At 62.0% G+C, this 26,268-nt stretch carries 22 protein-coding genes; 15 read left to right on the top strand and 7 right to left on the bottom strand.

Features of this window, described 5'->3' with window-relative positions:
• Positions 1-4 precede the first annotated feature (4 nt).
• The 6 genes from PQR42_RS33660 to PQR42_RS33635 all read left to right on the top strand — a co-directional run bounded on the left by PQR42_RS33660 (position 5) and on the right by PQR42_RS33635 (position 6,184).
• Positions 5-1,003, top strand: coding sequence for a GlxA family transcriptional regulator (locus PQR42_RS33660; RefSeq protein ID WP_408218402.1), 999 nt, complete (start codon positions 5-7; stop codon positions 1,001-1,003).
• Positions 1,004-1,068: 65 nt separating this feature from the next.
• Positions 1,069-2,004, top strand: a complete 936-nt coding sequence (locus PQR42_RS33655; RefSeq protein ID WP_408389336.1) for a choline ABC transporter substrate-binding protein — start codon at positions 1,069-1,071, stop codon at positions 2,002-2,004.
• A gap of 356 nt (positions 2,005-2,360) precedes the next feature.
• Entirely contained in the window at positions 2,361-3,971 is a 1,611-nt protein-coding gene (locus PQR42_RS33650) for a DUF6531 domain-containing protein (RefSeq protein WP_408389338.1), read from the top strand.
• Positions 3,972-3,977: 6 nt separating this feature from the next.
• Positions 3,978-4,502, top strand: a complete 525-nt coding sequence (locus PQR42_RS33645) for a hypothetical protein (protein ID WP_408389340.1) — start codon at positions 3,978-3,980, stop codon at positions 4,500-4,502.
• Between the two features lie 370 nt (positions 4,503-4,872).
• The gene (locus tag PQR42_RS33640) at positions 4,873-5,388 is read left to right on the top strand and encodes a hypothetical protein (RefSeq protein WP_408389342.1); all 516 of its coding nucleotides are present in this window, start codon (positions 4,873-4,875) and stop codon (positions 5,386-5,388) included.
• Between the two features lie 295 nt (positions 5,389-5,683).
• Positions 5,684-6,184 (top strand): hypothetical protein, encoded by a 501-nt coding sequence (locus PQR42_RS33635; RefSeq protein ID WP_408389344.1) that lies wholly within the window; start codon positions 5,684-5,686, stop codon positions 6,182-6,184.
• A gap of 128 nt (positions 6,185-6,312) precedes the next feature.
• Here PQR42_RS33635 and PQR42_RS33630 read toward each other — a convergent pair whose 3' ends face one another.
• On the bottom strand, positions 6,313-7,395 hold the full coding sequence (locus PQR42_RS33630) for a GlxA family transcriptional regulator (protein WP_408389346.1): 1,083 nt from the start codon (positions 7,393-7,395) through the stop codon (positions 6,313-6,315).
• A 304-nt stretch (positions 7,396-7,699) separates the two neighbouring features.
• On the opposite strand from PQR42_RS33630, the gene PQR42_RS33625 reads away from it, so the two are divergent.
• From PQR42_RS33625 to PQR42_RS33595, 7 genes are all read left to right on the top strand, one after another.
• Positions 7,700-9,094, top strand: coding sequence for an L-serine ammonia-lyase (locus PQR42_RS33625; RefSeq protein ID WP_408389348.1), 1,395 nt, complete (start codon positions 7,700-7,702; stop codon positions 9,092-9,094).
• 55 nt (positions 9,095-9,149) lie between these two features.
• Entirely contained in the window at positions 9,150-10,394 is a 1,245-nt protein-coding gene (locus tag PQR42_RS33620) for a sarcosine oxidase subunit beta family protein (RefSeq protein ID WP_132377089.1), read from the top strand.
• A gap of 21 nt (positions 10,395-10,415) precedes the next feature.
• Positions 10,416-10,754 carry a sarcosine oxidase subunit delta gene (locus PQR42_RS33615; RefSeq protein ID WP_408389350.1) on the top strand — a complete coding sequence of 113 codons (339 nt, stop codon included), beginning with the start codon at positions 10,416-10,418 and terminating at the stop codon, positions 10,752-10,754.
• A complete protein-coding gene (locus tag PQR42_RS33610) occupies positions 10,751-13,753 on the top strand; it encodes a sarcosine oxidase subunit alpha family protein (RefSeq protein ID WP_408389352.1) in 3,003 nt (1,000 codons plus the stop codon). Before PQR42_RS33615 ends, PQR42_RS33610 begins: the two co-directional genes overlap by 4 nt.
• Positions 13,743-14,399, top strand: a complete 657-nt coding sequence (locus tag PQR42_RS33605) for a sarcosine oxidase subunit gamma (protein ID WP_408389354.1) — start codon at positions 13,743-13,745, stop codon at positions 14,397-14,399. The genes PQR42_RS33610 and PQR42_RS33605 overlap by 11 nt, the downstream gene beginning before the upstream one ends.
• Before the next feature lie 57 nt (positions 14,400-14,456).
• The gene (locus PQR42_RS33600; RefSeq protein WP_408389356.1) at positions 14,457-14,720 is read left to right on the top strand and encodes a hypothetical protein; all 264 of its coding nucleotides are present in this window, start codon (positions 14,457-14,459) and stop codon (positions 14,718-14,720) included.
• A 142-nt stretch (positions 14,721-14,862) separates the two neighbouring features.
• Complete coding sequence (locus PQR42_RS33595; protein WP_408389358.1) at positions 14,863-16,281, top strand: MFS transporter; 1,419 nt, start codon at positions 14,863-14,865, stop codon at positions 16,279-16,281.
• A 58-nt stretch (positions 16,282-16,339) separates the two neighbouring features.
• Here PQR42_RS33595 and PQR42_RS33590 read toward each other — a convergent pair whose 3' ends face one another.
• From PQR42_RS33590 to betI, 5 genes are all read right to left on the bottom strand, one after another.
• Positions 16,340-16,741, bottom strand: coding sequence for a cupin domain-containing protein (locus PQR42_RS33590; protein WP_408389360.1), 402 nt, complete (start codon positions 16,739-16,741; stop codon positions 16,340-16,342).
• Positions 16,742-16,758: 17 nt separating this feature from the next.
• Entirely contained in the window at positions 16,759-17,925 is a 1,167-nt protein-coding gene (gene ampC, locus PQR42_RS33585; RefSeq protein ID WP_408389362.1) for a class C beta-lactamase, read from the bottom strand.
• Positions 17,926-18,075: 150 nt separating this feature from the next.
• Positions 18,076-19,761: a choline dehydrogenase gene (gene betA / locus PQR42_RS33580; protein ID WP_408389364.1), complete on the bottom strand. Its 1,686-nt coding sequence runs from the start codon at positions 19,759-19,761 to the stop codon at positions 18,076-18,078.
• Positions 19,762-19,773: 12 nt separating this feature from the next.
• Complete coding sequence (gene betB, locus PQR42_RS33575) at positions 19,774-21,243, bottom strand: betaine-aldehyde dehydrogenase (protein WP_408389366.1); 1,470 nt, start codon at positions 21,241-21,243, stop codon at positions 19,774-19,776.
• Positions 21,244-21,285: 42 nt separating this feature from the next.
• Complete coding sequence (betI, locus tag PQR42_RS33570; protein WP_408389368.1) at positions 21,286-21,873, bottom strand: transcriptional regulator BetI; 588 nt, start codon at positions 21,871-21,873, stop codon at positions 21,286-21,288.
• Positions 21,874-22,163: 290 nt separating this feature from the next.
• Between betI and fdhA the strand changes: the two genes are divergently transcribed.
• The gene (gene fdhA, locus PQR42_RS33565) at positions 22,164-23,363 is read left to right on the top strand and encodes a formaldehyde dehydrogenase, glutathione-independent (protein WP_408389370.1); all 1,200 of its coding nucleotides are present in this window, start codon (positions 22,164-22,166) and stop codon (positions 23,361-23,363) included.
• A gap of 180 nt (positions 23,364-23,543) precedes the next feature.
• Here the strand turns inward: fdhA and PQR42_RS33560 are convergent, their stop codons facing one another.
• On the bottom strand, positions 23,544-24,539 hold the full coding sequence (locus PQR42_RS33560) for a GlxA family transcriptional regulator (RefSeq protein ID WP_408389372.1): 996 nt from the start codon (positions 24,537-24,539) through the stop codon (positions 23,544-23,546).
• 443 nt (positions 24,540-24,982) lie between these two features.
• Between PQR42_RS33560 and PQR42_RS33555 the strand changes: the two genes are divergently transcribed.
• Positions 24,983-26,257 carry a serine hydroxymethyltransferase gene (locus PQR42_RS33555; RefSeq protein WP_408389374.1) on the top strand — a complete coding sequence of 425 codons (1,275 nt, stop codon included), beginning with the start codon at positions 24,983-24,985 and terminating at the stop codon, positions 26,255-26,257.
• Positions 26,258-26,268 lie beyond the last annotated feature (11 nt).

The following is a 26,268-nucleotide window of genomic DNA, read 5'->3' as shown; positions in this document are numbered from 1 at the left end:
GCCTATGAAGCGCGACGCGCTCACGCCAGTCGAGCCCGAGGCTGATTCGCCGCTGTCCGGGCTCGCGCACGTCGGCTTTCTGACGCTGCCGAACTTTTCGATGATCGCGTTCACCAGCGCGGTCGAGGTGCTGCGCATGGCCAATTACGTGGGCCGCGCGCAGCACTACCGGTGGTCGGTAATCACGCCGGATGGCGAGCCGGCGCGCGCGAGCAACGGCATCACGGTGAAACCCACCACCACGCTGGCCGAAGCCGGCATGCCGGATGTGCTGTTCGTCTGCGCCGGCTGGCATGTGCGCGATTACGTGGACGACACGGTGATCGCGTTGCTGCGCGAGGTGGCCGACAAAGGTATTCCGCTCGGCGGCATTTGCACGGGACCGTACGCGCTGCTGGCCGCCGGTCTGCTCGATGGCTATCGCTGCACGGTGCATTGGGAAGACATGTCGCCGTTGCACAAGAGTTACCCGCACGTGCGTTTCGCCGATGAACTGTTCGTGATCGACCGCGACCGCATGACCTGCACGGGCGGCACCGCGCCGCTCGACCTGATGCTGAAGCTGGTCGGCATGCGGCTCGGTCATGCGGTGGCGGCGCAGGTGTCGGAGCAGTTCATCGTCGAGCGGATTCGTGGTTCGACCGATTACCAGCATATTCCCGTCGACGCGCGGGTCGGTTTCTCGCGAGCGGAACTGGTCGAGGTCGTGCGGCTGATGGAAGCGAATATAGAGGAGCCGTTATCGCTCGACGAACTCGCGCGGCTCGTGCATCTGTCGCAACGTCATTTGCAGCGCATGTTCAAGATGTTCCTGAGCGTGTCGCCCACGCACTATTACCTGACGCTGCGTTTGCGGCGCGCGCGTGAGTTGCTGCGCAATACGGATGCGTCGATTGCGCGCGTGACGGCGGTGTGCGGCTTTCATTCGGCGTGTCATTTCAGCAAGGCGTATCGCGCGCAGTTCGGTCACGCGCCGAGCGTCGAGCGGCGCTTGTCCGCGTGATGCGCGGCGTAAAAAAATCCGCTTCATCCGAACCAGTCAAACATCAATCAACTTGAGGGAACGCCATGAAACGTTTGTGGGCTGCGTCGTTGTGCGCGCTGTCTGTGTCGTCTGTCTTTGCCGCGGAACCTGCAACCTGCCGCGACGTCCGGTTCGCCGATGTCGGCTGGACCGATATCGCGGCCACCACCGGGCTCGCGTCGACCGTGCTCGAGGGGCTCGGCTACAAGCCGACCAAGACGATCGCCTCGGTGCCGATCACTTTCGCCGGCGTGAAGAGCAAGCAGATCGACGTGTTCCTCGGCTACTGGTCGCCGACCATGGACCCGATGATCGACCCGTTCAGGAAGTCCGGCCAGCTCAGCGTGTTGCCCACGCCGAATCTGACCGGCGCGAAATACACGCTGGCGGTGCCGGATTACGCGTATCAGTCCGGCATCAAGACCTTCGCCGACATCGCGAAGAACTACGACAAGCTCGACGGCAAGATCTACGGGATCGAGCCGGGCAACGACGGCAATGCGTTGATCAAGAAGATGATCGACAGCAATCAATACGGGCTCGGCAAGTTCAAGCTGGTGGAATCGAGCGAGGCGGGCATGCTGGTCGAGGTGAACCGCGCGATCCGCGACAAGAAACCGATCGTGTTTCTCGGCTGGGAACCGCATCCGATGAATGTGCAGATGAAGATCGATTATCTGTCCGGCGGCGACGCTGTGTTCGGCCCGAACTACGGCGAGGCCAAAGTGCTGACGGTCACGCCGAGCGATTATTCGGCGCGCTGCCCGAACGTCGCGAAGCTGGTGTCGAATCTGCAGTTCACGACCGACATCGAGAATCACGTGATGCTGCCGATCATGAACAAGACCGATCCGAACAAGGCCGCGCGCGAATGGCTGAAGGCGAATCCGGCGGTGCTCGACAAGTGGCTGGCGGGCGTGAAGACGTATGACGGGAAGGATGGGTTGCCGGCGGTTAAGGCGTATGTGGCGGGGAAGTGAAGGGGGCTTTGTAGAATGCGGCGGCTAGGGGACGCTCCCTCGGAGATCCCTCTACGTCGCCTCGTTTTCTCCTTGTGCTTGCAACTCAGCGCTTAACCGACATTCTCGTGTGTTGATATCGGATCAGACATTTCCGTAGTGCGGTTCGGTGTCACCTGACCGTTGCAATTCGAAGTTCCTACGACGTACGTCGGTGTTTGTCGACTCGCGTTAGAACTGGCACATGGTTGCCGTATTTTTAGGAGTTGTCGGATTTCTCGTTCGTTGCAGTCCTTATAGGGTGCTTGGGCTTTAACCAAGTACAACCAATAGGGACAACGATGATAAGAAACAGAATTAACGAGAGTCCGGCCGGCATGGTAGCCCGTCTGCTGGCTGCATTCATGCTGCTCATGATGGCGTTCGGCGCAAACGCCGCCGATTGCAATGCGGTGTGGGCGGCCACCGGCGCAAAGCCAGGCTCGTCCACCTGCCGGTGGGATGCTTACGCCGGCGTACCGGGTGGCATGCAGTACTACAACTGCGTTAGCTTGCCGCTCATCGACGCGTGGTGTGCAACACCGGCGGCTGATCAGCCGGAGGCCAGCTGTCCGGTTGCTGACCCGGTTTTCCCCGGCAGTGGAGTGGTTACGTTGACTGTCGCCGATTTCGTCAGCGGCGACGACATTCCAATGCTTTTCACGCGGACGTACCGGTCAAAGTCACTGACGGCATCCGCGACGGTGATGGGGCCGGTCTGGTTCCATAGCTGGCAGCGTAGCCTGGGACTGGCAAATGCCAATAACGGCAGCACATCAACGGTGCTGGCCTATCGGGAGAACGGGGAGCCTACTACTTTCAATTGGTCGGCTGGTAGCTGGCGAACAAAGGCCTTCACTGGTCTGGTACTTGCGCAAAACGGCTCTGGATGGACTCTCACCGACCTGAATACGGAGACTGTTGAGTCGTACTCCGGCCAGGGTGTGCTACTGACCGAACGCACAAAGACAGGCTTTGTTCGTACGCTAAGCTATGACGGCTCCGGTCTGCTGACCACTGTGACGCAGCACGCCGAAGGCACGGATGCCAACAAGGACATCACGCTTCGGCTCGACTACGACGATAAGCGTCGTCTGTCGCGTCTCAATGATCCGCTAGGTGGTCTGACCCAGTACGGATACGACGCGAATAGCAATCTTGTTTCGGTCACCTGGCCGGACGGTTATGTGCGCCGCTACGTCTACGACGACACACGGTTCAAGAACGCACTGACCGGCGAGGTTGATGAGTCGGGCAATCGCATTGCGACGTGGAACTACGATGCTCAAGGTCGTGCGGTGGCAGTCAGTCATCCCAATGCTGTACAGAACGTGCAGTTGGCCTATAGCGCGGGCTCGACGGTTATCACCGGCAGCAAAGGGTCGACCACGCTGAGTCTGTCGTCGATCGGCGGGATGCTCCGGCCTACCGGGAGCACCTCGACGGCAGGTAATACCACCTCGGCGTGGGATGCGTCAGGCAATCTGCTGAAAGACGCGGACGCCAGTGGCGGCACATCGGAGTACAGCTACGACGATGCCGGGCGCCCGGTTCGCGCGACGGTGAAGAATGCGGCCGGCACATCGATAACGACGATCCGCTACTACGACGCGACGGGGCTGCGTCCGTCGATGATCGCATCGCCAAAGCTGATCCAGTCTTTCGTGTACGACGCGAACGGCAATGTCACTGGAATAAGCGAGACGCCGACTACCGACCCGACCGGCTCCAGCGCTTTCGATGCAACGAAGGCGGACGGGGTGACGACCGCGTACGGCATGACTTACGACGCCAACAACCGACTTGCGTTTGTGATGCAACTGGCGGATGGAAAAGCTGCTGCGCAGTGGAAAGTCAATCGTGATTCAACGGGTGAGACGAGTCGAACGCGGGCTTCCCGACCGCGGATGTTTATATCAACGGCACCAAGACAACCAAGATCAGGCTGAAGTGAAATGGAAAAGCGAATCTTTGTCGACAACCCGGCTGAGTTTCATGATCTGTGGGCACGCGCTACTGCGGGCGTGCAGCTACTCAAGCACGCGCCACAAGATAAGGTTGTGTATTTCGACTCGGCGATCGTTACGACAAGCCACTTCTATCAGTTTGTTAGAGCCTTGCTAAGCTTCACCAACGCAGATACGGACAATTTTGCGTTTGTAGGATTGCGCCCAGACCCGGTCGGATACTTCTTCAACCATTTTTCCAGGTTTCCGGCGATCATCTTTCAGCCGACAGACAATGAAGCCGACTACTGTGCCATGTTGCAGGCTGACCCGGGCGGCAGTCCTGCCGACGCGCTAGCATTTAACACTTGGGCCTATGTGATTTTGCCTCGATCCGGGCAATGGATAGCTTACGGGGATGATTCGAAGGAGGTAGCGGCTTTCGTTGGAACTGCAGAAGCCAATGAATTTGCCCGCGCGACTCTGACCCGCGACATCGTGCGACCTGGGGCAGATTTCAAAATCGTTGACTAGGAGGCGGTCTCACGCTGAATGCTCCACTTCACCGTGAGAGGGCCGAGCGGCATATATTCGCGCGCTAGAAAAACGCGATCGATTCCCTGGCGGCTGTTCGAACAACAGTGCCCCAACAGCGGAATACTTTCCCTCCTGAGCCAAACAGGGAACGCTCAAAATCCAATCTGATAGACCTCGAGGTGGTAACTGATGAATAGATTGGATTACATCCATGATTCGACAGACTTCACGACTCTCTGGAAGCGTGCGAGGGAGGGCGTGCGCGCTCTCGCTACACAGTCAGGAACGAATCGAACTCTGGATATCCAACCGCCGAATATGTGCCAGCTGGCGCATCACGAGGGACCATTAAGATACGGCTTCCACTATGACCAAACCAGACTTCATCTCCGATTCGGCGACCTTTTATCCACTCTGGGAACGTGCGAACGGGCGCGTGCAAGAGTTGGCTTCAGCCTCGCCAGCCGAGCTACTCTATTTTGATTCTGTTGATATATCGACACAGAAATTTTTTGAACTTGTACGAGCGTTGCTGGCCTTCGAAGGTGCGGGCGATTTTGTCACCTTGGTGCTGAAGCCGGATCCTTTCAGCTATTTTAATTTCCACTTTCACAAGTACCCTGGCTTTGTGCATCGTGCGGAGCAATCCGATGACGATTTTTTTGAATCTTGGCAAGAGGACCCAGGCGACAGCCCGGCAGATTGTTTATGGGCCAATTCTGAGCGTTATGCGGTTCTGCCGACACCTGGAACATGGTTCATGTACGCGGACAGAAAATGGGAAATGGCCGTGCTGACAGGGCCGCCTAATATCATTGCGTTTGCCCGAAGCTTTTATCCTTTTTTTCTCCAACCTGGCGAAGGGTTCAAAATCGTTGAATAGCTTGCGTTAGATCGGGAAGTTGGTTAGGGCGGAAACGACGTAACAGTTTGCGTCGTTTCCGCATGCCGCGTTTGCCGCCCGAGCCTACGCAAGATCACTCGTCGGCGATCTTTGAAACAAACTTGCGCAATGGAATCTGGCGGCACACGCTTTGTGAGGACAGCAAGATGGATATTTTCACTAAGGATGGGGACCGTTATGGTGTTCGCGATCAGTCGAGCCAAGGTCAGCCGATGGCGGACTATTTCCCTACGGGTTCGAAAGGATCAACTGTCAAAATCCGCTTGGGCAGCTAATGAGCAACATTGACTACATCAACGACCGCGAGATATTCACGCTGCTTTGGCGGCGTGCATGCGAGTGTATGGAACAAGTCGCCGTCACTCCGGCCTCGGAGTTATTGCACTTCGACTCTTCTAACCTTGGCACGCAAATTTTTCGCGACCTTATCCGGAGCGTTGTGGCGTTCGATGGAACAGGTGAGTTTGCTGTAATCGTGATCAACCCGGATCCGTTCAGCTACTTCAATCAGCATTTTGGCAAGTACCCGGGATTCATAGTCGGAGCGCAACATACCGACGACGATTTTTTTGAAATACTGATGAGGGACCCCGGCGACAGTCCAGCTGATGCAATTGGCTTCTATTCAGAGCAGTATGCAGTCTTGCCCATATCGGGCGAGTGGTCCTTTTATGCCGATCGAGGATGGGATGGCGGAACCGGTGTTCTCAATGGTCCTCCGGATGTCATGAAATTTGCTCAGCAACGTTTTGCGTTTTACGAGAATCCGGGTTGAGTTTTTTGATTTGCCACCGTCGTTGTGACGTGCGGTTGCGGTAGTGGCGCGCGTGTCTCCGTCAACAGGTCCGGACACGCGCTTACACCGGAAGCATGGCTGGCAAAATTACGTCCGCATCAGCAACGTCAAATCGCCTGCGCCCGCCCCGGAAACGTCTCGTCATAATCCCCACTATCTTCCGCTTCCGCCGCTGTGCCGCGCTGCTCGCGATACATCATCGGCGGCAAGCCAAACTGCTTGCGGAATTCGCGGCCTAAATGCGATGCGTCGGAAAACCCACAACTCGACGCAATGTCCGCCACCGTCTTATCCGAACTCGTCAGCAGCCACGCGGCGGTGCGCAGGCGCACCTGCTTCGCGTAGGCCTGCGGCGCCTTGCCCGTTTGCGCCTTGAAGAGCCGCTCCAACTGACGCGGCGAGAGATCGAGCTTGCGCGCGAGTTCGTCGAGCGACAACGAACGGCCCACGTGCTGTTCCATCAGCAGAATCGCGCGCTTGACCTTCGGATGCGCGGCAGGCGCGAGCCCCGGTGGATGCGGCTGCGGCGCATTGCCTTTCTGCATGTCGTCGACGAGCAGAATGCGCAGCGCCTTCTGCACCGTGGCGGTTTCGAAATGACGCAACAGGATCGCGGCCGCCACATCGATCGACGCGCGTCCGCCGGAACACGTAATGCGCCGGCGGTCGATCACGAACAGCCGGTCAGCGACCAGCGCTTCCTCATTGACCGACGGAAAGCGTTCGATGAAATCCCAGTAGTGAAACCAGCTCACGCAGATGCGGTGGCCGTCCAGCACGCCCGCGCGCATCAACGAGAACACACCCGTGCACATACCGACGAGCGTCGCATCGGTGGCGGCGGCGCGGCGGATGAAGGCAAGCGTCGCGTCGTTCGCGGCCGGCCCGGAATGCAGCAGGCCGCCCACCACCACGACGTAGTCGAACGGCTCGGCGGTGTCGAATGTTTCCCACGGCGTGATCTGGATGCCGCAGCTCGCGCGCACCGGAGCGAGGGTTTCCCCTATCACGCTCCACGAACAGCGCACGGGCTTGCTGAAATCGCCTTCATCCGCGGACAGGCGCAGCAGGTCGACGAAACCCGAAAACGCCGTCAGTGTGAAATTCGGCAACAGGATGATGCCGAAGCGGATGCGCTGCTTCGTGGTGCCGTCGATCGATTGAGGGGGAAGCGGTTCAGCGGAATTCATGCATGCAGCCAGCAGGGGAAAGGGTTGGATCAAGCATAGCACCGGGGACGGCATCTACCGCTTCCGGGCGTGCCGGCGGCATGACCGGCCTTGCGCGCCCAGCGTTGTTAGCATCGCTAGCCGCAAGCCGGACGCATGTCGCAAATGCGTCAGAAGTCTTCGTAAATACGCCGCGGACCTTTGCCGGCGCGCCCGTTGACGCCACTATCCCACTGTCATGCCGTTTTTATTCTATCGATTCAATTTGACGTGCGGTGCAATAGAGGCAAATCCACCCAAGGCATCGCAACGCACAAGGCACGCCATGAACGTCAGCGTCTTCGATCTGTTCAAGATCGGTATCGGTCCTTCAAGCTCGCACACCGTGGGGCCGATGATCGCTGCATGCCGCTTCGCTTCGCATATCGAAGACGCCAACCTGCTCGGCTTCGTGCGCGGCGTGAAGGTCGACCTGTTCGGCTCGCTCGGCGCGACCGGCAAGGGACACGGCACGGACAAGGCGGTCCTGCTGGGACTCGAGGGCAATCTGCCCGATCTGATCGACCCGGACCTGATCGAGCCGCGCCTGCAGACGATCCGCGCGACCAAACAACTGGTGCTGCTCGGCAAGCATCCCGTGAAATTCGACGAGCGCGAGCATCTCGGCTTTTTCCGCAAGCTGATGCCGGGCGCGCCGGGTTCGGGCATCGTGCATCCGAACGGCATGCGCTTTCAGGCCTTCGACGAAAACGGCCAGTTGCTCGTGGAGAAAGAGTATTACTCGATCGGCGGCGGCTTCGTGGTGAATCGCGAAGGCGATCGCGTGAACGGCGTGCGCGCGGGCGCGGACGTGCCGTATCCGTTTCGTACCGGCGACGATCTGATGCGCGTATGCCGCGAAACCGGTTTGTCGATCGCGCAGATCACGCTGCGCAACGAATGCGCGGCGCGTCCCGAACAGGAAGTGCGCGAAGGCTTGCTGGCGATTTGGCGCGCCATGTCCGCGTGCGTCGAACGCGGCTGCAAGGTGCGCGGCGAGTTGCCCGGTCCGATGCACGTGAAGCGCCGTGCCGCCGATCTGTGCGGGCAATTGCGCTCGCGCTCGGAAGAGTCGCTGCGCGATCCGCTCTCCATGCTCGACTGGGTCAACCTGTACGCGATGGCCGTCAACGAAGAAAACGCGGCGGGCGGGCGCGTCGTCACGGCGCCGACCAACGGCGCAGCCGGCGTGATTCCCGCCGTGCTGCACTACTACGTGAAGTTCATGCATGCGTCGAACGACGAGGGCATCGTCAACTTCCTGCTGACGGCGGCGGCGATCGGCATCATCTACAAGGAAACGGCGTCGATCTCCGGCGCCGAAGTAGGCTGCCAGGGCGAAGTCGGCGTGGCATGCTCGATGGCCGCCGCGGCGCTCGCCGCCGTGATGGGCGGCACGCCGACGCAGGTCGAAAACGCCGCCGAAATCGGCATGGAACACAACCTCGGCATGACCTGCGATCCGGTCGGCGGGCTCGTGCAGATTCCGTGCATCGAACGCAATGCGATGGGCGCGATCAAGGCGCTGAACGCCGCGCGCATGGCAATGAAGGGCGACGGCCAGCATTACGTGTCGCTCGACAACGTGATCAAGACGATGCGCGAAACCGGCGCGGACATGAAGACGAAATACAAGGAGACGTCGCGCGGCGGGTTGGCCGTGAACGTCATCGAATGTTGAATCCCGTTTTACCCATGCGAAACACCAGCAAAGACAGCATTGACAAGGACCCACGATGAGCCGCTATTCGATATTCAGCCTGTTGCGCAACGGGATGTCGTATCACGAGAACTGGGAGCGACAGTGGAAGAGCCCCGAGCCCAAACGTGAATACGATGTCGTGATCGTCGGCGGCGGCGGGCACGGTCTCGCCACGGCGTATTACCTCGCCAAGGAGCACGGCGTGCGCAATGTCGCCGTGCTGGAGAAGGGCTGGATCGGCGGCGGCAATACGGCGCGCAATACGACCATCGTGCGCTCGAACTATCTGTGGGACGAGTCGGCCGCGCTCTATGAGAAAGCGATGAAGCTGTGGGAAGGGCTCTCGCAGGATCTGAACTACAACGTCATGTTCAGCCAGCGCGGCGTGATGAACCTCGCGCATACGTTGCAGGACGTGCGCGACACCGAGCGCCGTGTGAATGCGAACCGGCTGAACGGCGTGGACGCAGAATTCCTCACGCCCGCGCAGATCAAGGAAATCGAGCCGACCATCAATCTGAACAGCCGCTATCCGGTGCTCGGCGCGTCGATCCAGCGCCGCGGCGGCGTGGCGCGTCACGATGCGGTGGCCTGGGGCTTCGCGCGCGGCGCGGATCAGGCCGGCGTCGATATCGTGCAGAACTGCCAGGTCACGGGCATTCGCCGCAACGGCAGCCAGGTGATCGGTGTGGACACCACGAAGGGATTCATCAAGGCGAAGAAAGTTGCGATCGTGGCGGCGGGCAATACCTCGTCGCTCGCCGACATGGCCGGCGTGCGCTTGCCGTTGGAGAGCCATCCGTTGCAGGCGTTGGTGTCGGAACCGATCAAGCCGGTGGTCAACACGGTGGTGATGTCGAACGCGGTGCATGCGTATATCAGCCAGTCCGACAAGGGCGATCTGGTGATCGGTGCGGGCGTCGACCAGTACACGGGTTTTGGTCAGCGCGGCAGTTTTCAGATTATCGAAGGCACGCTCGAAGCCATTGTCGAAATGTTCCCGGTGTTCTCGCGCGTGCGGATGAACCGCCAGTGGGGCGGCATCGTGGATGTGTCGCCGGACGCGTGCCCGATCATCAGCAAGACCGACGTGAAAGGGCTCTATTTCAATTGCGGCTGGGGCACGGGTGGCTTCAAGGCGACGCCGGGTTCGGGCTGGGCTTATGCGCACACTATTGCGAAGGATGAGCCGCATCCGCTGAACGCGCCGTTCTCGCTGGAGCGTTTCTATACCGGCCACCTGATCGACGAACACGGCGCCGCCGCCGTCGCCCATTAACACCACGCATTGGAGAATGAGATGCTATTGATCGAATGCCCGTGGTGCGGGCCACGCGCCGAAACCGAATTTTCCTGCGGCGGCGAAGCGGACATTGCCCGTCCGCTCGACACCGACAAACTCACCGACAAGGAATGGGGCGACTATCTGTTCATGCGCAAGAACTCGCGCGGCGTGCACCGCGAGCAATGGATGCACACGCAAGGTTGCCGCCGCTGGTTCAAGGCGCAGCGCGACACGGTGAGCTACGAGATACAGGGCTACGAAACGTTCGACCGGCCGCTCCTCGCCATGGACGGCAACGAGCCTAAGGCACAAGACCAGGCACAGAACAAGGCACAAGAGGGCAAGGCATCATGAGCCAGAAAGACCGACTCCCCAACGGCGGGCGCATCAATCGCGCAATGCCGCTGACGTTCACCTTCAACGGCCGCCAGTACCAGGGCTATCAGGGCGACACGCTGGCTTCGGCGCTGCTTGCGAACGGCGAGCATTTCGTCGCGCGTAGCTGGAAATACCACCGGCCGCGCGGCATCGTCACGGCGGGCGTGGAAGAGCCGAATGCCGTCGTGCAACTCGAAACCGGTGCGTACACGGTGCCGAATGCGCGGGCGACTGAAGTCGAGTTGTATCAAGGGCTCGTCGCCAGCAGCGTGAATGCGAAGCCGAGCATCGAGAAAGACCGCATGGCGGTCAACCAGAAGTTCGCGCGCTTCATTCCGGCTGGCTTCTACTACAAGACCTTCATGTGGCCGCGCAAATTCTGGCCGAAGTATGAAGAAGTGATCCGCGACGCGGCCGGTCTCGGCAAGGCGCCGGAACACACGGACGCAGACCGCTACGACAAGTGCTTTGCGCATTGCGACGTGCTGGTGGTGGGCGGTGGCCCGACCGGCCTCGCGGCCGCGCATGCCGCCGCGTTGTCCGGCGCGCGCGTGACGCTCGTCGACGACCAGCCGGAACTCGGCGGCTCACTGCTGTCGTGCCGCGCGGAGATCGACGGCAAGCCCGCGCTGCAATGGGTGCAGAAGATCGAAGACGAACTGCGGCAGATGCCCGACGTGAAGATCCTGTGCCGCAGCACGGCGTTCGGCTATCAGGACCATAACCTCGTGACGGTCACGCAGCGGCTTACCGAGCATCTGCCAGTGTCGCAACGCAAGGGCACGCGCGAACTGATGTGGAAGATCCGAGCGAAACGCGTGATTCTCGCGACCGGTGCGCATGAGCGGCCCATTGTGTTCGGCAACAACGATCTGCCGGGCGTGATGCTGGCGTCGGCCGTGTCGACCTATCTGCACCGCTATGCGGTGCTGCCGGGCCGCAACGCCGTGGTGTTCACCAACAACGACGACGGTTATCAATGCGCGCTCGATCTGAAAGCGGCCGGCGCCCAGGTGACAGTCATCGATCCGCGCGCGAGCGAATCGAAAGGCACGCTGCCCGCGCTGGCAAGGCGCTATGGCGTCAAGGTGATGAACGGCGTCGTCATCACGGCGGCGCACGGCAAACTGCGCGTGGCCTCGGTGGACGTGGCGCCGTATTCGAACGGACAGGTCGGTGCGAAGCAGGGTGACCTTTCCTGCGATCTGCTCGCGATGTCCGGCGGCTGGAGCCCGGTGCTGCATCTGTTCGCGCAATCGGGCGGCAAGGCGCACTGGCATGACGAGAAGGCCTGCTTCGTGCCGGGCAAGGCGATGCAGCCGGAGACGAGCGTCGGCGCGTGTGCAGGCGACTTCACGCTGGGCCAGGGCATTCGCTTTGCGGTCGATGCCGGCATCGAGGCAGCGCGCGCCGCGGGCTTCATCGTCGCGCGGCCGAATCCGGTGCAGGTGGCCGAGATCACGGAAGCGAAGATGCAGCCGCTGTGGCTGGTCGGTGGCCGCGAGCTGGCCACGCGCGGGCCGAAGCAGTTTATCGATTTCCAGAACGACGTGTCGGCTGCGGATATCTTCCTCGCGGCGCGCGAAGGTTTCGAATCGGTCGAACACGTGAAACGCTATACGGCGATGGGTTTCGGCACCGACCAGGGCAAGCTCGGCAACATCAACGGCATGGCGATTCTCGCGCAGGCGCTCGGCAAGACGATTCCCGAGACCGGCACGACGACGTTCCGGCCGAACTACACGCCGGTCACTTTCGGCACGTTTGCCGGCCGCGAACTGGGCGAGTTTCTCGATCCGGTGCGCAAGACGGCGGTGCACGAGTGGCACGTGGAAAACGGCGCGGCTTTCGAGGACGTGGGCAACTGGAAGCGTCCGTGGTACTACCCGAAAGCGGGCGAAGACATGCACGCGGCGGTAGCGCGCGAATCGCTCGCGGTGCGCACGAGCGTCGGCATTCTCGACGCCTCGACGCTCGGCAAGATCGACATTCAGGGCCCCGATTCGGCGAAGCTCCTGAACTGGGTCTACACGAATCCGTGGAGCAAGCTGGAAGTCGGCAAGTGCCGCTACGGCCTGATGCTCGACGAAAACGGCATGATCTTCGACGACGGCGTCACGGTGCGCCTCGCCGATCAGCACTACATGATGACCACCACCACCGGCGGCGCGGCGCGCGTGCTGACGTGGCTCGAACGCTGGCTGCAAACCGAATGGCCGGACATGCGCGTGCGGCTCGCGTCGGTGACGGATCATTGGGCGACCTTCGCCGTGGTCGGTCCGAACAGCCGCAAGGTGCTGCAGAAGGTCTGCCAGGACATCGACTTTGCGAACGCGGCGTTCCCCTTCATGAGCTATCGCGAAGGCACGGTGGCGGGTGCGGCCTCGCGCGTGATGCGCATCAGCTTCTCGGGCGAACTCGCTTATGAAGTGAACGTGCCGGCCAACGTCGGGCGCGCGGTGTGGGAAGCGCTGATGGCCGCGGGCGCGGAGTTCGACATCACGCCGTACGGCACGGAAACGATGCACGTGCTGCGCGCGGAGAAGGGCTACATCATCGTCGGCCAGGATACGGACGGTTCGATGACGCCGTACGACCTCGGCATGGGCGGGCTGGTGGCGAAGTCGAAGGACTTTCTCGGCAAGCGTTCGCTGACCCGCTCGGACACGGCAAAGGCGGGGCGCAAGCAACTGGTCGGGTTGCTCTCGGACGATCCGTCGTTCGTGATACCCGAGGGTTCGCAGATCGTCGCGGGTCCGTTCCAGGGCGACACGGCGCCGATGCTCGGCCACGTCACGTCGAGCTACTACAGCCCGATCCTGAAGCGCTCGATCGCGATGGCGGTCGTCAAGGGCGGCCTCGACAAGATCGGCGAGACGGTCACGATTCCGCTTTCGAGCGGCAAACAGATTGCAGCGAAGGTCACCAGTTCGGTGTTCTACGACAGCGAAGGAGCACGTCAACATGTGGAATGAAACGAGAGGGACGGCGTCGGTCGTGGATCGTGCTGTCGGCAAGCAGACCGGCGTGTGGCAGGAGTCGCCGCTGGTGGGCACGGACGCATTGCTGAAGAAGCATCAGGCGACGGCATCCGCGGCGTTCAGATTGAACGAGCGGCCGTTCCTGGAACTCGTCAACGTGCGCGGCGACACGCGTGACGCAGCGTTCGTGCGCGCCGTGGAGAGTGTGATCGGCTGCCGCCCGCCTGAAAAGGCGAACACGGTGGCGCGCGGCAACGGCTACGACGTGATGTGGCTCGGCCCGGACGAGTGGCTGGTGCGCTCGGCCACCGCGCACGACGCGACGCGTACCGCTCCGCTGCAGGCGAAACTCGGCGCTGCGTTCGCGGGGCTGTTCGCGTCGGCGGTGGATATCGGCAGCGGCTATACGGTGCTCGAAATCAGCGGCACGCGGACGCGTGAAGTCTTGTCGCGCGGTTGTCCGCTCGATTTGCATCCCAAACTATTTGGCGAAGGGCAGTGTGCGCAAAGCCACTACTTCAAGGCTTCGATGACCTTGCTGCCCACCGGTGCGAGCAGTTTCGACATCGTCGTGCGCCGCAGCTTCGCGGACTACTTCGTGAAGATCATGCTCGACGCGGTCGATCCGCTGATGTCGTAAGGCGCGGCGAGCGGTCCTGTTCGAACCGCTCGCGCGTTTCATCCCTCGATATTCGCCATGACGTCGACACGTCTAGCCACCGCGCGTCTCACTGAGCGTGCGTGCCTCGAAGGCGATGCTCATGCCGCGCTCGCGTTGCTCGATCAGAGCATCGCGCTGCGGCATCGGCGCATTGCGCTGATCCGTTATCTGCTCGCGCAGCAACTCGGCGCGCCGTTGCAGGCGCGTCACCATGAATACGTCGAAAAAATCGCCGCACGGTTGAGCGCGGATGCGCTCGCGCGCATTGCCGGCGCCGCGCGGGCGCGTTTGCGGTTCTAAGCCTCGCGATCCGCGTGTGTGGAACGACGCACCCGTTCCATCCCGATGACGTATTTCTTCTATGTGGCCGATTTATGTCGGCGTCTACTGAAAACGCCTCGGAGCACCCACGCGGCACCCGCCGCATCAACCAGGGGATGACATGTCCACCGCTTATCCGCCGCGCGCGAGCGCAGCCGCCCGACTCGAACGACTGCCGTTCTCCGGTTATCACCGGACCATTTTCCTCATCATCGCCATCGCGTTCTTTTTCGATTCCGTCGATCTCGGCACGATGACGTTCGTGCTCGGTTCAATCAAAACGGAATTCGGCTTATCCACCGCAACGGCGGGACTGGTGGCCAGCGCGAGTTTCTTCGGCATGGTGATCGGCGCGGCGATTGCGGGGTTGCTGGCGGATCGCTTCGGACGCCGGCCCGTGTTTCAGTGGAGCATGGTGTTGTGGGGGCTCGCGTCGTATTTGTGCTCGACGGCGCAGAGCGTCGAAGCGTTGATCTTTTATCGCGTGCTGCTCGGCTTCGGCATGGGGATGGAATTTCCGATCGCGCAGACGTTGTTGTCGGAGTTCGTGCCGGCTGCCTCGCGCGGCCGTCTGATTGCGCTGATGGATGGTTTCTGGCCGCTCGGTTTCATCGCCTCGGGCGTGGTGTCGTACTTCGTCTTGCCGACGTTTGGCTGGCGCACGGAGTTCGCGTTGCTCGCGATTCCCGCGGTGTTCGTGCTGATCGTGCGCCGCGTCGTGCCGGAATCGCCGCGTTGGCTCGAACATCGCGGACATCTCGGTGAAGCGGACAGGATCCTTGCCGAAGTCGAAGTGAAGGTGATGAAAGCGGCGGGGCTGAGCCAGTTGCGCGCGCCGGCGATGCTCGCCGAGCCGCCGGCCGCGAAGGGCACAAACGCGTTCCGCGAGATCTGGAGCATGGCTTACCGGCGTCGCACGATCATGGTGTGGACGCTATGGTTTTTCGCGCTGCTCGGTTTTTATGGGCTGACGTCGTGGCTCGGCGCGCTGATGCAGCAGGCAGGCTTTGCAGTGACGAAGTCGGTGCTGTACACGGTGCTGATTTCGCTCGGCGGCATTCCGGGTTTTATCTGCGCGGCGTGGCTGGTCGAACGTTGGGGACGCAAGCCGACTTGCATCGCGTCGCTCGCGGGCAGTGCGGTGATGGCCTACGTCTATGGGCAAACGGCGCTGCACGCGCAAACGCCGACCTTGCTGATCTGCGCCGGGCTGGCGATGCAATTCTTCCTGTTTGCGATGTGGGCGGTGCTGTACACCTACACGCCGGAGCTGTACGGGACCGGTGCGCGCGCGACGGGTTCGGGCTTTGCGTCGGCGATCGGCCGCGTGGGGTCGCTGATCGGACCTTACGTGGTCGGTGTGGTGCTGCCGATGTTCGGCCAGGGTGGCGTGTTCTCGCTCGGCGCGATGTGTTTTGTGATCGCGGCGGCTGCGGTATGGATTCTCGGCATCGAGACGCGCGGGTTGGCGCTCGAGACGCTGGTGTCGGAGGCGGTTGAGACGGATGCGCGTGGGGTGTTGAGTCCGGTGCGGGATTGAATTTTTTGTTGAACGCGTGATGAAGGGTGCAGCGTCGTCAAACTGCACCCTTCGTGGTTCAGTTCTGAACGCGGATATTGAACGGCTTGCCGGGCACCCATGCCCAGGTCGCGAGCACTTTCGCGCCCGCGGGTCCCGCAGTCGTTACATGGACCACATTCGCCGGCATCCGGTAACTCTCGCCGGCATGAACGACCTGCGACGGTCGGCCCTCGACCTGCACCGTCACTTCACCCTCGAGCACGTAGGCAACTTCCGGCCCGGTTGCCTTATGCTTCGGCTTGGCGGCATTGGGTGGAAATTCGGCGATACCCATGCCCATTTCGTGGTCGGTGCCGGGAACGGGAACGCGTTGAAGCACCACGGTTTCTTTGGCATCGGGGGCCTTTTCGCCGGCGTTGGCCGACTGCGGATTCAGGAGGACCGCAGCGATTAGCGGCACGCAACGCAAGCTGTTCATGATCGAGCCACCTCCGTTCAATGCGCGGCCTCGGCAAGCGCCATCAGGATCTTATAGGCAGCAGCCACCCGGTCGTCGTTCGGGAAGTTCTTGTTGGCGAGCATCACAATGCCCAACTGCTGCTCCGGAATGAAGGCCACGTAAGCGCCGAACCCATTGGTCGAACCGGTCTTGTTGATCCAGACATCCTGTCGAGGCGCGAGCGGTGGCTTGATTTCGACAGCGGGCGTCGCCTTCAGAATCATCGTCGGCGAATTGCCGGTCAGCAACGTCTTCAACGCGACCGGATACGCGTATTGCTCCCAGATCAGATCCTGGGTCAACACGCCTGCCTTGAAGTAGCCGGTGTGCGTGTCCGTGATCGCGCGCTGCAGCTTCGCGTCGAGCTGGAGCTGATTCATGTTGGCCTGCAAGAAACGCGTCATGTCAGCGGCGGTGGACTTGACGCCGTATGCCTCGGCGGACAGCACGCCGGGCGCCATGCGGATCGGCGCGCCGTCTTTCTTGTAGCCTTGCGCGTAATCCGGCATTCGCGATGGCGGAACGTCGATGAAGCTGTTCTTCAATCCCAGCGCGGGAAACATGCGCTGTTCCATCAGCGCCGTGAAATCCTGCCCCATGCTCTTGGCCGTGATCAGCCCGAGCATGCCGATGCCGGGATTAGCGTAAGTCCGGCAGGTGCCCGGCGCGCAAGTGGGCTGCCATGCCTTGAAATACTGCATGAGTTCGGCGTCGTTATGGATCTCGTCTGGCACTTGCAACGGCAGCCCGCCGGGCGTGTGCGTGCCCAGATTGACGAGCCTCACGTTGCCGAACTGGCTGCCCTGAAGGACGGGCAAATATTTGCTGGTCGTATCCGACAGGGAAAGATCGTCGCTGACCTGCGCATACGATGCCAGCGTCGCCGTGAAGGTCTTGCTGATTGAGCCGAGTTCGAACAGCGTCTCGCGCGTCACAGGCTTATTGGTTTCCGTCGACGCCACGCCGTAGTTGTACACATAAGGCTTACCCCCGGCGACGATGCCGACCGCCATGCCATGAATGCCGTCTTTTGCCATGAGCGGCTGGATCGCCGCGTCGACGGTCCGTTTGATGCTGTCTTGCGTGGTATCCGCTGCGTGGCTCATGGGAGCGGCCAACGCAAAGACCACGGTCGCCGTGAGGCTGAGGGCTTTGAACTTCATCTCTCGCGTTTCCTTGAATGTCTATCGGCGGGTGCGCGCCAAAAAATCTTTGAAGCGCCTTGAGGCCGCACTATCCGGCTTTTGCCAGACGCTGACAATCGAGGATAAGTTGCGTGAGGGTAAAGAAAATCTTATGTGCAGACAACGGCGTCAAACCGTCGCGATCTCCCGCTTCCTCGACGCCACGCCATTCGCCACGAAGTAGGGCGTATCCACGCGCGCGAGCGCCTCGCGTCCGCGAATCTTGTCGGCGATCTTCTCCGCCAGCATGATGGTCGGCGCATTCAGATTGCCGGTCGTGATGCGCGGCATGATCGACGCATCCACCACGCGCAGCGCTTCCATTCCGTGCAAGCGGCCCTCGTTGTCCACCACGGCCATATCGTCATAGCCCATCTTGCACGAACACGACGGATGAAACGCCGTCTCCGCCCGCATGCGCACGAACGTGTCGAGCTGTTCATCAGTAGTCAGCTCGGCGCCGGGATTCAATTCGCGGCCGCGATAACGGTCGAGTGCCGGTTGCCGCATGATCTCGCGCGTGATCCGAATGCCGTCGCGGAACTCGCGCCAGTCGAGAGGATCGGCCATGTAGTTGAACAGGATGCTCGGATGCGCATTCGGATCGCGCGACGTGAGCTTCACGCGGCCGCGGCTCGGCGAGCGCATCGAACCGACGTGCGCCTGGAAGCCGTGCATTTTGATCGCGTTTGAGCCGTTGTAATTGATCGCGACCGGCAGGAAGTGATACTGGATGTTCGGCCACAAATCGTCGTCGCGCGTGCGGATGAAGCCGCCGGCTTCGAATTGATTGCTCGCGCCGATGCCCGTGCCCTTCATCATCCATTCGAGTCCGATAGCAGGCTGATTCCACCACTGCAAGGCCGGGTAGAGCGAAACGGGTTCCATGCACTCGTACTGGATATACATCTCAAGATGGTCTTGCAGGTTTTCGCCGACACCCGGCAGATCGTGAACGAGCGGCACGTCGAGTTCGCGCAGCCATGTGGAACGGCCGACGCCCGAACGCTGCAGCAATTGCGGCGACGCAATCGCGCCGCTGCACACCAGCACCTCGCGGCGTGCCTGCGCCTTCACTGCATTGCCATGATGCAGATACGCGACGCCGACCGCGCGCTTGCCGGAGAACAGCACGCGATCCGTCACGGCATGCGTGACGATGGTCAGATTCGGCCGCGGCTTCGCGCGATCCAGATAGCCGCGCGCCGTGCTGGCGCGCCGGCCGTTCGCCGTGACCGTGCGGTCCATCGGGCCGAAACCTTCCTGCTGATAGCCGTTCAGATCGTCGGTGCGCGGAAAGCCAGCCTGCACGCCGGCTTCGACCATCGCGGCGAAGAGCGGGTTGTTGCCGGGTTTGCTGGTGGTCACATGCACCGGACCGTCGCCGCCGTGGTACGCGTTCGCACCCGCATCGCGCGTTTCGGCCTTGCGGAAATACGGCAGGCAATCCAGATAGGTCCAGTTTTCCAGACCGGCTTGAGCGGCCCAGCCGTCGTAATCGAGCGCATTGCCGCGGATATAGCACATGCCGTTGATCAGCGACGATCCGCCGAGCCCCTTGCCACGCCCGCATTCCATGCGCCGGTTGTTCATGTGCGGCTCGGGGTCCGTTTCGTACGCCCAGTTGTAGCGGCGCCCTTGCAGCGGATAGGCGAGCGCTGCCGGCATCTGCGTGCGGAAGTCGAAGCGGTAGTCGGGGCCGCCTGCCTCGAGCAGCAGCACGGTCACGTCCGCGTCCTCGGTCAGGCGCGAAGCGAGCACGTTGCCCGCCGAACCCGCGCCCACGATGATGTAGTCGTATTCGTTCGCAGCCATCGCGAGCTCTCCTTAGAACACCGGTTGATACGGGCCGAGTTCGACCTGCACGGACTTGATGCGCGTGTAGTGCTCGAGCGTGGTGATGCCGTTTTCGCGGCCCACGCCCGACTGCTTGTAGCCGCCCACCGGCATTTCCGCAGGCGACTCGCCCCATGTGTTGATCCAGCAGATGCCCGCTTCCAGTCGATGAATCACGCGATGCGCCCGCGCCAGATTCTCGGTCACGACGCCCGCGGCGAGGCCGTAAGCGGTGCGGTTCGCGCGCGCGATGGCTTCGTCTTCGTCGTCGAAAGCGAGGATGCTCATCACCGGCCCGAAGATTTCCTCGCGCACGATGCGCATGTCGTCATGGCAGTCGGCGAACACGGTCGGCTCGACGTACTGGCCATTAGCGAATTGGCCCACGGTGAGACGTTTGCCGCCCGCCACGAGCCGTGCGCCTTCCTGCTTGCCGCTTTCGATGTAGCCCAGCACTTTGTGCAATTGCGCGGCGCTCACCAGCGGACCGAAGTTGGTGGCGGCATCGGTGGGCGCGCCCACGCGAATGCGCCTGACGCGTTCCAGCACCAGTGCCTCGAAGCGTTCGAGCACGCCGCGTTGCACGAACACGCGGGTGCCGTTGGTGCAGACCTGGCCGGAGCTGAAGAAGTTGGCGCTCATCGCGATGTCGGCGGCGCGTTCGAGATTGGCGTCGTCGAATACGAGCAGGGGCGACTTGCCGCCGAGTTCCATCGTCACTTCTTTCAGCGACGACGCGCCCGCCATCGACATCACCTTCTTGCCCGTTTCCACGCCGCCGGTGAACGAGATTTTCTCGATGTCCGGATGCGCGGCGAGCATCGCGCCGACGCGTCCGTCGCCTTGCACGACATTGAACACGCCTGCGGGCACGCCGGCTTCGGTGTAGATCTCGGCGAGTTTCAGGGCCGACAACGGCGTGATCTCGCTCGGCTTGAAGATCATCGCATTGCCGGCCGCGAGCGCGGGCGCCGACTTCCAGCACGCGATCTGGATCGGGTAGTTCCATGCGCCGATGCCCGCGCAAACGCCGAGCGGCTCGCGCCGCGTGTAGACGAACGACGTGGGCCGCAGCGGAATCTGTTGTCCTTCAATCGCAGTGGCGAGCCCCGCGTAGTACTCGATCACGTCCGCGCCGGTGACGATATCCACCGCGAGGGTTTCCGCAATCGGCTTGCCGGTGTCGCGCGTTTCGAGCGCGGCGAGTTCGTCGTTGCGCTCGCGCAGCAGGTCGACGGCGCGGCGCAGGATGCGTGAGCGTTGCATGGCCGTGAGCGCGGCCCATTCGCGTTGGCCTTCTTGCGCGGATCGTACCGCGCGATCGACATCGGCCGCCGAAGCCTGCTGCACGCCCGCGAGCGTTTCGCCGGTGGCGGGGTCGAGCGTGTCGAAGGTTTCGCCGCTGGTGGCGTCGACATAGCCGCCGCCGATATAGAGACGTTGCGTTGCGAATACCGCCATGACTTGCTCCTTTCTGAAGATGTCGCTGGTCTGCTTATGTGCTTACTCGCGCGAGGCGAGGACCAGATCGATATAGTCGTTGGCCACGCGCAGCGCGGCCTTGGTGTCGAACGGCACTCCCGACAGCGCGCCGCGCAGCCACAGGCCGTCGATCAGCGCCGCGAGCCCGCTCGCCGCGCGCCGCGCTGCCGCTCGAGGCATGGCCTTCGAAAAATCCGCGCACAGATTCGAGTTCAACCGACGTGTGTTCACGTATTGCAGCCGCCGCAACTGCGGTTTGTGCATGCTCTCGGACCAGAACGCGAGCCAGGTTTTCATGACCGGGCCACTGGTCTGCTCGGCGTCGAAATTCGCGGCGACCACCGCGCGCAGTTTCGAACGCGGATCCGCTTTCGCCGCCCGGCGCCGGCGCGATGTGGCCTGCCACAGATCTCGCAGCACGTGACGCATGGTGGCTTCGAGCAAGCCGTCCTTGTCGCCGAAATAGTGGCTGACGATGCCGGTGGAAATGCTCGCGCGCTGCGCAACAGAAGCCAGCGTGGCCCCCGCGAGCCCGGTCTGGTCGATCGTGAGGAGCGTGGCGTCGATCAGTTGCGCGCGGCGGATTTCGCGCATTCCGAGTTTGGGCATGGTGCGGGCGCTGTTGCTGGCGTTGGCTTCGGGCGAGCCGCGTATGACGAAAACGATCCGCCCGAGTGGATTCGAACGGCCATGGTAGTTTTTTTATATTGAACGGTCAATCAATAAAAAACCGGTTACATCAAGATGGACGCGGGCTCCGCTCGTCGTGTCGGTTACGGCCAAACCCATGTCGCGTTCGACACATGCGCTTTGTTCAGCGGGCGCTACGCTCGTTGAACGGCGTGCTGCACGAAACTCAGCGAACTGCGCGCGCCGCTCACAAGACATGGAGACAGACAATGAGCAGCAATCGCGGTGTCGTGTATCTAGGGCAGGGCAAGGTGGAAGTGCAGTCGATTGACTATCCGAAGATGGTCGATCCGCGTGGCCGGTCGATCGGTCACGGCGTGATCCTGAAGGTGGTGAGCACGAATATTTGCGGCTCCGATCAGCACATGGTGCGCGGCCGCACGACCGCCGAAGTCGGCCTCGTGCTCGGCCACGAGATTACCGGCGAGGTGATCGAGATCGGCCGTGACGTGGAAACGCTCAAGATCGGCGATCTCGTTTCGGTGCCGTTCAACGTGGCTTGCGGGCGCTGCCCGACCTGCAAGGCGCAGCATACCGGCGTGTGCCTGAACGTGAATCCGTCGCGCGCGGGCGGCGCTTACGGTTACGTGGACATGGGCGGCTGGATCGGCGGCCAGGCCGAGTACGTGTTGGTGCCGTACGCCGACTTCAATCTGCTGAAATTCCCCGACCCTGCGCAGGCGATGGCGAAGATCCGCGACCTCACGTGTCTGTCCGACATTCTGCCGACCGGCTATCACGGCGCGGTGATGGCGGGCGTGAAACCCGGCGCCACCGTGTATATCGCGGGCGCGGGGCCGGTGGGCATGGCGGCGGCCGCTTCGGCGCGCTTGCTGGGCGCGGCTTGCACGATCGTCGGCGACATGAATGAGGAGCGTCTCGCGCACGCGCGCAAGATGGGCTTCCAGACCATCGATCTGTCGAAGGACGCGACGCTCGGCGAGCAGATCGAGCAGATTCTCGGCAAGCCCGAAGTGGATTGCGCCGTGGACTGCGTCGGCTTCGAAGCGCACGGCCATGGCAGCAGCGGTTCGCACGAGGAAGCGCCGGCCACCGTGCTCAACTCGCTGATGGAAATCACGCGGGCCGCGGGCGCGATCGGCATTCCGGGTCTTTACGTCACGGACGATCCGGGCGCCGCCGATGCCGCCGCGCGCAAAGGCAGCCTGAGCATCCGCTTCGGTCTGGGCTGGGCCAAGTCGCACTCGTTCCATACTGGACAGACGCCGGTCATGAAGTACAACCACAATCTCATGCAGGCGATCTTGTGGGACCGTCTGCCGATTGCGGATATCGTCAACGTGACCGTGGTGTCGCTCGATCAGGCGCCTGACGGGTATCGCCAGTTCGATGGCGGTGCGCCGAAGAAGTTTGTGATCGACCCGCACGGGCTGCTGAAGGCGGCTTGATCGCTGCATGAAGTGGAGGCGGGACTGCATGCGCAGTCTCGCGCAGCGCTGCGCTGTCGTCGTGCGGAAAGGTGAACTAGCGAAACGGCTGATCCACAAGAAAAAACGCGTTGAACGGAAACCCGCTCAACGCGTTTGTTTTTGCGGCCAGGCAATCCAGCCGTCAAGCGGTCAGTTGCCTCAAGCCGCCAGCACCGGCATCGCAGCCAGCGACGGCGCCTGCTTGCGTCGTTCGCGCGTCGGCGCCGTGCCGAACGCGTCGCGATAGCTCTTCGAGAAGTGGCAAGCCGACTGGAAACCGCACGCCATCGTGATATGCATGATCGACATGTCGGTTTGCAGCAGCAGTTCGCGCGCGCGCCGCAGACGCAGCGTCAGATAATAATGCGTCGGCGTCATGCCAAGATGTTCGCGGAACAAACGCTGCAATTGCCGTTGCGACATGCCGGCGAGCCGCGCGAGTTCTTCGCGCGAGAGCGGCTCTTCGATGTTGTTCTCCATCAGCGAGATCACTTCGAAAAGCGACTTGTTGGCCGAGCCGAGCCGCGCCACCAGCGGCATTTTCTGTTGCGCGCTGGTATCGCGCACATGTTCGACGATGAACTGCTCGGCGATCTGCGTGACGCGTGCGGTGCCCACGCGCGGCGCGATCAGGTTCAGCATCATGTCGAGCGGCGCCACGCCGCCCGTGCAGGTGACGCGATCGCGATCGACCACGAACAGTTCTTTCAGAAAGCGCGTGTCGGGAAACTCTTCCTTGAGCGCCGACATGTTCTCCCAATGAATCGCGCACGCATAACCCGCCAGCAGACCGGCACGCGCGAGCGCATAGGTGCCGGTGCAGAGGCTGCCGAGCACGCAGCCCAACCGGGCGAAGCGGCGCAGTGCGGAAAGGTGGGCGGGGGTGGTCGCGCGCTGCACGTCGATGCCGCCGACCACGAACACGATGTCCGGCTGGCCGACACGCTCAACCGGTCCCGTATCGACCGACAAGCCGTTGCTGGCCATGACCGGGCCGCCGTCGGGACTCACGATCGACCAGCGGTAAAGCGTTTGGCCCGTCAGGTAATTCGCCATGCGCAGGACTTCGATCGCGTTGGTGAACGCAATCATGGTGAAGTTGGGAACCGGCATGAATGCGAAATGCGACAACGACGCCGTGCGATCGGTGGACATGGGAGGAATGATTCCTTCGAATCTGTAATGTCACGTCGCCGTGGGGGAGCAGCGACTTCTTCAATTTTGAGGACTAGGGCAACTACCGTGCCATCAGGCTAAACCCTCGGTTGGCCTGTATTCGACTCGGATAGCTAAACAAGTGGCACCAGAACGGAGCCGTTGAGGACAGCTTGCGCACCTGAAGCGCGCACGGCGTTCGCGTGCAGTGCAACATGATCCCGCGTTCAGCACGCTCGTTCGACCATTAGCGAAGGCGCGGCAGCGCCGACTTGTGAAAAAAGGACGCGCATGGCGGAAAAGGCAAAGAACGCGTCTGAATTCATAAATTGACGTGCGGGGCGAGCGTCAAGAATAGACGCAATGCACACCGGTAGTAGCAAGGGCGAAGCAAGGCCCAGGCGCGGCTTCCGGCCTTCCGTCAACGACTCCACGGACCTTCCATGTCGAACCCGAATCCTTTCTTCGATGCATCGCTGGCCACGCGCGATACGGCGGTGCGCGGCGCTATTCTGAAAGAGCTCGAGCGCCAGCAGTCGCAAGTCGAACTGATCGCGTCGGAAAACATCGTGTCGCGCGCGGTGCTCGAAGCGCAGGGCTCGGTGCTGACCAACAAGTATGCGGAAGGCTATCCGGGCAAGCGTTACTACGGCGGTTGCGAATACGCCGACGTGATCGAAACGCTCGCGCTCGATCGCATCAAGCAGCTCTTCAACGCGAAGTTCGCCAACGTGCAGCCGCATTCCGGCGCGCAGGCGAACGGTGCGGTGATGCTCGCGCTGGTGAAGCCGGGCGACACGGTGCTCGGCATGTCGCTCGACGCCGGCGGCCACCTGACGCACGGCGCGAAGCCGGCCATGTCCGGCAAGTGGTTCAACGCGGTGCAGTACGGCGTGAATCGCGACACGATGCTGATCGATTACGAGCAGATCGAGGAGCTCGCGCAACAGCACAAACCCGCGCTGCTGATCGCCGGCTTCTCGGCTTATCCGCGCGCGCTGGACTTCGCACGGCTGCGCGCGATTGCCGACGGCGTCGGCGCCAAACTGATGGTGGACATGGCGCACATCGCCGGGGTGATCGCGGCGGGACGTCATCAGAATCCGGTCGAGCATGCGCACGTGGTCACGTCGACCACGCACAAGACACTGCGCGGCCCGCGGGGCGGCTTTGTGCTGACGAATGACGAAGACATCGCGAAGAAGATCAACTCGGCCGTGTTCCCCGGCTTGCAGGGCGGCCCGCTGATGCATGTGATCGCCGGCAAGGCGGTCGCGTTCGGCGAGGCGCTGGAACCGGGCTTCAAGACCTACATCGACAGCGTGCTCGCCAATGCGCAGGCGCTCGGCGAGGTGCTCAAGGCAGGCGGCGTCGATCTGGTCACGGGCGGGACGGACAACCATTTGCTGCTGGTCGATCTGCGACCCAAGGGCCTGAAAGGCAACCAGGTCGAGCAGGCGCTGGAACGCGCGGGCATTACCTGCAACAAGAACGGCATTCCTTTCGATACCGAGAAGCCGACGATCACCTCCGGCATCCGCCTCGGCACGCCCGCGGGCACGACGCGCGGCTTCGGCGTGAGCGAATTCCGCGAAATCGGGCGGCTGATCGTCGAGGTGCTCGACGCGCTACGTGATCACCCGGAAGGCCATGCCGCCACCGAACAACGCGTGCGCCGCGAGATTTTCGCGCTGTGCGAACGCTTTCCCATCTACTAAGCACGCCTGGA

Origin of the sequence: Paraburkholderia sediminicola (assembly GCF_046027355.1) — a bacterium.
GTDB lineage: Bacteria > Pseudomonadota > Gammaproteobacteria > Burkholderiales > Burkholderiaceae > Paraburkholderia > Paraburkholderia sediminicola_B.
Note: the sequence above shows the minus strand (reverse complement) of the source record. Positions and strands in the feature narration are given on the sequence as shown.